Origin of the sequence: Streptomyces sp. NPDC059398 (assembly GCF_042751845.1) — a bacterium.
Lineage (GTDB): Bacteria > Actinomycetota > Actinomycetes > Streptomycetales > Streptomycetaceae > Streptomyces.
Map to the genome: position 1 here is coordinate 1 of NZ_JBHYWP010000182.1, position 5,257 is coordinate 5,257.

General features: G+C 69.8%; 5 protein-coding genes. 4 read left to right on the forward strand and 1 reads right to left on the reverse strand.

Features of this window, described 5'->3' with window-relative positions; translation table 11 throughout:
* Positions 1-155: 155 nt before the first annotated feature.
* Positions 156-1,343 (reverse strand): S1 family peptidase, encoded by a 1,188-nt coding sequence (locus ACFXBC_RS34585; protein ID WP_385033921.1) that lies wholly within the window; start codon positions 1,341-1,343, stop codon positions 156-158.
* Positions 1,344-1,871: 528 nt separating this feature from the next.
* On the opposite strand from ACFXBC_RS34585, the gene ACFXBC_RS34590 reads away from it, so the two are divergent.
* The 4 genes from ACFXBC_RS34590 (at position 1,872) to ACFXBC_RS34605 (ending at position 5,205) form a co-directional block, all read left to right on the forward strand.
* Positions 1,872-2,075 (forward strand): cold-shock protein, encoded by a 204-nt coding sequence (locus ACFXBC_RS34590; protein ID WP_385033924.1) that lies wholly within the window; start codon positions 1,872-1,874, stop codon positions 2,073-2,075.
* Between the two features lie 231 nt (positions 2,076-2,306).
* On the forward strand, positions 2,307-3,806 hold the full coding sequence (locus tag ACFXBC_RS34595) for an MFS transporter (protein WP_385033927.1): 1,500 nt from the start codon (positions 2,307-2,309) through the stop codon (positions 3,804-3,806).
* A gap of 20 nt (positions 3,807-3,826) precedes the next feature.
* Entirely contained in the window at positions 3,827-4,498 is a 672-nt protein-coding gene (locus ACFXBC_RS34600) for a DNA polymerase ligase N-terminal domain-containing protein (protein WP_385033930.1), read from the forward strand.
* Positions 4,499-4,776: 278 nt separating this feature from the next.
* Entirely contained in the window at positions 4,777-5,205 is a 429-nt protein-coding gene (locus ACFXBC_RS34605) for a hypothetical protein (protein WP_385033933.1), read from the forward strand.
* Positions 5,206-5,257 lie beyond the last annotated feature (52 nt).

Consider the following 5,257-nt stretch of genomic DNA (forward strand, 5'->3'; position numbering starts at 1 on the left):
GGGCGATGGCCCTGTCCAGGCGTTCGCCCCCACGCCAGGCCAACCGGTACGCGACGGTTGCTCCGCCGCGGCAGGCACCGCGCCCGTTCGTGTGCGCGTACGTGTGGGCCCTTACGTATGCGCCGTTACCCAGGGGCCCGCCGTCGTGCCGTGCCTCAGGCTGTCGTGAGGGTCAGGCCGTACCGGTTGAGGATCTCGTTGATGGGCTGGAACCAGGTCTCCCCGCCGCTGGTGCAGTCTCCCCAGCCGCCGGATGTCACGCCCTGAGCCTGGTCCCCGCTGATGAAGGAGCCGCCGGAGTCGCCCGGCTCGGCGCAGACGTTGGTCTTGGTCAGCTCGTTGACCGCGCCCTGGCTGTAGTTCACCGTCTCGTTGGTGGCCAGGACATTCCCGCAGTGCCAGTGCGAAGTGGAGCCGGAGCGGCAGATCGAGGCGCCCACCGGGGCCGCCGCCGAGCCGCGGACCAGCTGGTCGGATACCGTGCCCCAGCCGAGAACCACCGGGACCGTCCACCACCCGTTGCCGACGCTGACCCAGGCGTAGTCGTCGCCCGGGAACGACGAGCCCTGGAAGCTGCCGACGGCCGAGCCGTCCCAGCCGCTGACCGCGGCCCCCGGCTGCCCGCAGTGCCCCGCGGTGACGAAGCCGCCGTTGACGGAGAAGCCGATGGAGCAGCGGACGTTGCCGGTGTAATAGGGATCGCCGCCCACCGTGCCGGCGGAGAGGGTACGGGCGGCCGCCGGTACCTCGTTCACGGTGACGGTCCCGGGCTTCCCGGCGCGTGCGACGAACGCCCGGACATCGTTGTCATCCTGTGCCGAAGCAACGACGTCCACGACGACCCGGTTGGCCCGGGGGTCCACATGCCAGCTGCTGACTCCGGCCGGCGCGCTGGCCTTGTCCAGCTGTTTCTTGGCCGCGTCGAGTGCGTGTGCGCTGTGCTTCACGAGCCTGACGGCCGCACCGGCCGCCCGTACCGCGTCGGCCCTGCCGCTGCCGGTGAGGGCGACCGTCAGTTTTCCGCTCTTCGCGTCGTACCAGTCGCCGCCGTACGAGGAGCCGGCCGCGCGGCGCGCCGGGCCCTGGACCGCTGTCGCGTTCCGTTCGGATGCAAGCCGGGCCCGCGCCTGGCTCGCCGTCAGGCCGAGGTCCTTCCGCATGGCCGAGAGCAAGCCGTCGGAGGCCGGCTGCGCCGACCGCGCGGAGGAGGCGGCGGAGGAAGAGGAAGTGGCTGTGGGGGAGGGCGTGTCGGCGGCGGATGCCGGTACGAGTCCGGCTGTCGCCCAGGTCCCGAGAACGAGAAGTGCGGAGACCGTGGTGCGGGTGAGTGTGCTGCGTCTCAAGGTTCTGGCCCTTCTGTTGTTCCAGCATCGTGGGGATGGAACAGCAGGCGTCCGGAGGCCCCGTTGGGAGCGCTCTCAGAGTGTGCCGAAGCGGAGCGTAGCCGAGAGCGCTTGATCAGGTCCATGCCAATGCGCGTACCGGTGAAGGGGGTTCTCCTGGTGCGCACGGAAGTGCGAACGGAAGTGCGGCCTGAAGCGCGACGCGACGGGGCGTGAATTTCTTCTGTCCTGATCTTCATTCGCACGATCATGTGTCCGGAGGCGGGGGCGAGTGGGACATTGATCGTCATATCGAACGCAGTGAAACGGCCGGATGTGCGCCAGGAGGGGCTCAACGGATGAGCCGACGGGGTCGCCGCGCGTTCGGCCGTGTAGCGTCTCACCCAGCTGTCGTGGTTCCGAAGTACCTCTCGCCCGTGCGTACATGCACGGGCGGGTCTGCTGTTCGGCGTCTCCGAGGACCAGGGCGATCACCTCCGGCCCCCGCAAAGTGCGGGAGCCGACTTCGAGTCCCCTTGGAGGGCAATCATGGCCAGTGGCACCGTCAAGTGGTTCAACGCGGAAAAGGGCTTCGGCTTCATTGAGCAGGATGGTGGGGGCCCGGACGTCTTCGCCCACTACTCCAACATCAACGCCACGGGCTTCCGCGAGCTGCAGGAGGGCCAGAAGGTGAACTTCGACATCACGCAGGGCCAGAAGGGCCCGCAGGCGGAGAACATCGTCCCCGCCTGATCCCGGTGGGTGTGCCCGCCTCCGGCCTGTGCCGGGGGCGGGCACTGCCGTTTCCGGACCTTCACCGGGTGTTCGTCCCCGGCACGGCAGCCGTGCGCCCCCGTGCGCGCCGGAGTGCGATGGGCCGCACGGGTGTATTCCGCAGGCGCGCTCCCCTGTTTGTGTGGATGATTCCCAGGGCAGCCGATGGTCCCGGCTGCCGCCGGAGCCGCCGTATGCAGGAGGAATCTGATGAGCAGCGCCGGAGGCCCCGAAATCGGCACCATCACCACCGAGGTGCCTGCCCGGCTCGACCGGCTCCCCTGGTCGCGCTGGCACTGGATGATCGTGGTCGGGCTCGGCACGGTCTGGATCCTCGACGGTCTCGAAGTCACCGTCGTGGGCAATATCGCCAGCCGCCTCTCGGAGAGCGGCAGTGGACTGTCCATCAGCGACGCCCAGGTCACCGGGCTCGGAGCCGCCCTCTATGTGGCGGGTGCCTGCGCGGGTGCGCTGGTCTTCGGCTGGCTCACCGACCGCTTCGGCCGCAAGAAGCTCTTCCTCATCACCCTCGCCGTCTATCTGGCGGCGACCGCGATGACCGCGCTCTCCTTCTCGGCCTGGTGGTTCTTCCTCTTCCGGTTCCTCACCGGCTTCGGTATCGGCGGCGAGTACGCGGCCATCAACTCGGCCATCGACGAACTGATCCCCAGCAAGTACCGGGGCCGGGTCGACCTGATCATCAACGGCAGTTACTGGCTGGGCGCGATGGGCGGCGCACTCCTCTCGGTGCTCGCCCTCGACACCGGTATCTTCCCGAAGGACATCGGCTGGCGCCTCACCTTCGCGCTCGGCGTCGTCCTCGGCCTGGTGATCCTGCTGGTGCGCCGGCACGTACCGGAGAGCCCGCGCTGGATGTTCGTCCACGGCCAGTCCGAAGGCGCGAACGCGATCGTCGACGGAGTCGAGAAGGAGATCGAGGAGGAGAAGGGCACGCCGCTCCCGGAAGCGGGCCGGGCCATCACCATCGAGCAGCGCCGGAGCGTCAGTTTCGTCGAGATCGGCCGCACGCTCTTCCGCGAGTACCCCAAACGCGCCACGCTCGGCTTCTCGCTCTTCATCGGCCAGGCGTTCCTGTACAACGCCATCACCTTCGGATTCAGCTCCATCCTGGTGAAGTTCTTCGGTGTGTCCGGCGGTACGACGGGGTACTTCTTCGCGGTCATCGCCTTCGGCAACTTTCTCGGCCCGCTCTTCCTCGGCCGGCTCTTCGACACCGTCGGACGCAAGAAGATGATCTCCGGTACGTACATCCTCTCCGGGCTGCTGCTCTTCGTCACCGCGTGGCTCTTCGGCCAGGGGTGGCTCAACGCGGCGACCATGACGGTGTGCTGGTGCGTGGTGCTGTTCTTCGCTTCGGCCGGGGCCAGTTCGGCATACCTGACGGTCAGTGAGATCTTTCCGATGGAGACCCGGGCCCTGGCGATCGCCCTCTTCTACGCGCTCGGCACAGCGGCCGGGGGGATCTCGGGGCCGCTCATCTTCTCCGGTCTCACATCGAGCGGTGTGGTCTCCGATGCCGTCCTGGCCTTCTGTATCGGTGCCGCGCTGATGGTCGCCGCCGGAGTGGTGGCCGTGCTGTTCGCGGTGGACGCGGAGAACAAATCCCTTGAGGACATCGCACGCCCGCTCTCCCAGCGGGCCAACGGCTCGGGCAGGCCGACGACGCCGCCGAGCGCTCCCGCCGTGTGAACGCGAGGAAGGCACTGGACATGAGCGGCGACGAACCTCTGGGGAAGTACCGGGGCAAGCGGGACTTCGCGACGACTGCGGAGCCCCGCGGCGGCGCGGCCGGGGAGGGCGAAGCGCCCTGCTTCGTGGTGCAGATCCACGACGCGCGCCGGATGCACTTCGACTTCCGGCTGGAGGTGGACGGCGTACTCAAGTCCTGGGCGGTGCCGAAGGGGCCGTCCGCAGAGCCGAAGGACAAGAGGCTCGCCGTCCCGACCGAGGACCACCCGCTGGAGTACCGGGAGTTCGAGGGGGTCATCCCGAAGGGCGAGTACGGCGGTGGCACGGTCATCGTCTGGGACGAGGGGACATACCGGCCGCTCAGCCATGACCGCCGCGGCCGCCCCGTCCCGTTCGCGGAGTCCGTCGAGCGCGGGCACGCGACCTTCTGGCTGGACGGGGCGAAGCTCCACGGTGAGTACGCGCTGACGCGGTTCCACGGGGGCGGGGACAGCAGCGACCCCGAGGCCTGGCTGCTCATCAAGGCGAGGGAGAAGACCGGCACGGCACGGAACGGCAGCCGGGGGCGCAGGACAGCGGCCCGGGAGAGCCACGGCACGACCGATCCCCGCCGGGCCCGCTCGGTCCGTACCGGCAGAACGCTCCAGCAGGTCGCCGAGAGCGCGGGAGACGAGGACAGCGGGCAGCGCTGAGGTTCCGGGCCGCGGAGAGCCGGAATGCCGGTGGCGTACCGGGCCCGGTTCCGGCGTCCCGGGCCGATTCACGGACCCGACCGCCGCGCGGGAGGGCGACCTCATGGAATTCCAGCCCTGCGGGGCTGGATCCGCGCAGGTGGGGCAGAAGGCACTCGTGCGGGCGGTCCCGCCGGACGGCGGCGTGGCGCGCGGCTCCCGGACGGCACCGTCCGCGGGGTGCCGACAGCCCACCGGCTGCCGGCAGCGGCCCGGCCGCTTCACGAAAGGACATGTGGATGAACAGCTCCCCGGAGCAGCAGCGCGACTCCGTACCGACCGTCACCGAGCCCGTCCCGGATCTCCAGCTCCAGTTGCTGGTCCGGCTGCTCGGCGAACAGCTGCGGGCGAGCCTGCCGGTCACGCTGAACGTCCCGGGCGGTGTGCTGTACGGAGAACTCATCGCCCACGAGGCGTGGAAGGCCGACTGGTCGAAGAGCCTGCGGGAGCTCGGCGGGTCCGGCGCCGATGTGATGGCCGGGTTCCCGGAGACCGTCGACCAGGCGCTCAGCGAGCTCCACGGCGACGAGGGGCCGCACCAGCTGCCCCGGTGGATCCATCTGCGTGACGCCACGCTGGTGGCCGGCGCGGTGAACACGGTGTCCCTTCCGCTGTGGCGCGGACGGCTCGCCGATGTGTCCGGCTGGTCGCTGGGCAGGCCGGCGTGATCTGAGCCGGCCCGCCCGTGACCTGACCCGGCCCGCCCCCCGGGCCGGGTGC

Bases quoted from the DNA above. Each gene is read 5' to 3' on its own strand.
- ACFXBC_RS34590 (WP_385033924.1), top strand. From the start codon at position 1,872: ATGGCCAGTGGCACCGTCAAGTGGTTCAACGCGGAAAAGGGCTTCGGC.
- ACFXBC_RS34595 (WP_385033927.1), top strand. From the start codon at position 2,307: ATGAGCAGCGCCGGAGGCCCCGAAATCGGCACCATCACCACCGAGGTG.
- ACFXBC_RS34600 (WP_385033930.1), top strand. From the start codon at position 3,827: ATGAGCGGCGACGAACCTCTGGGGAAGTACCGGGGCAAGCGGGACTTC.
- ACFXBC_RS34605 (WP_385033933.1), top strand. From the start codon at position 4,777: ATGAACAGCTCCCCGGAGCAGCAGCGCGACTCCGTACCGACCGTCACC.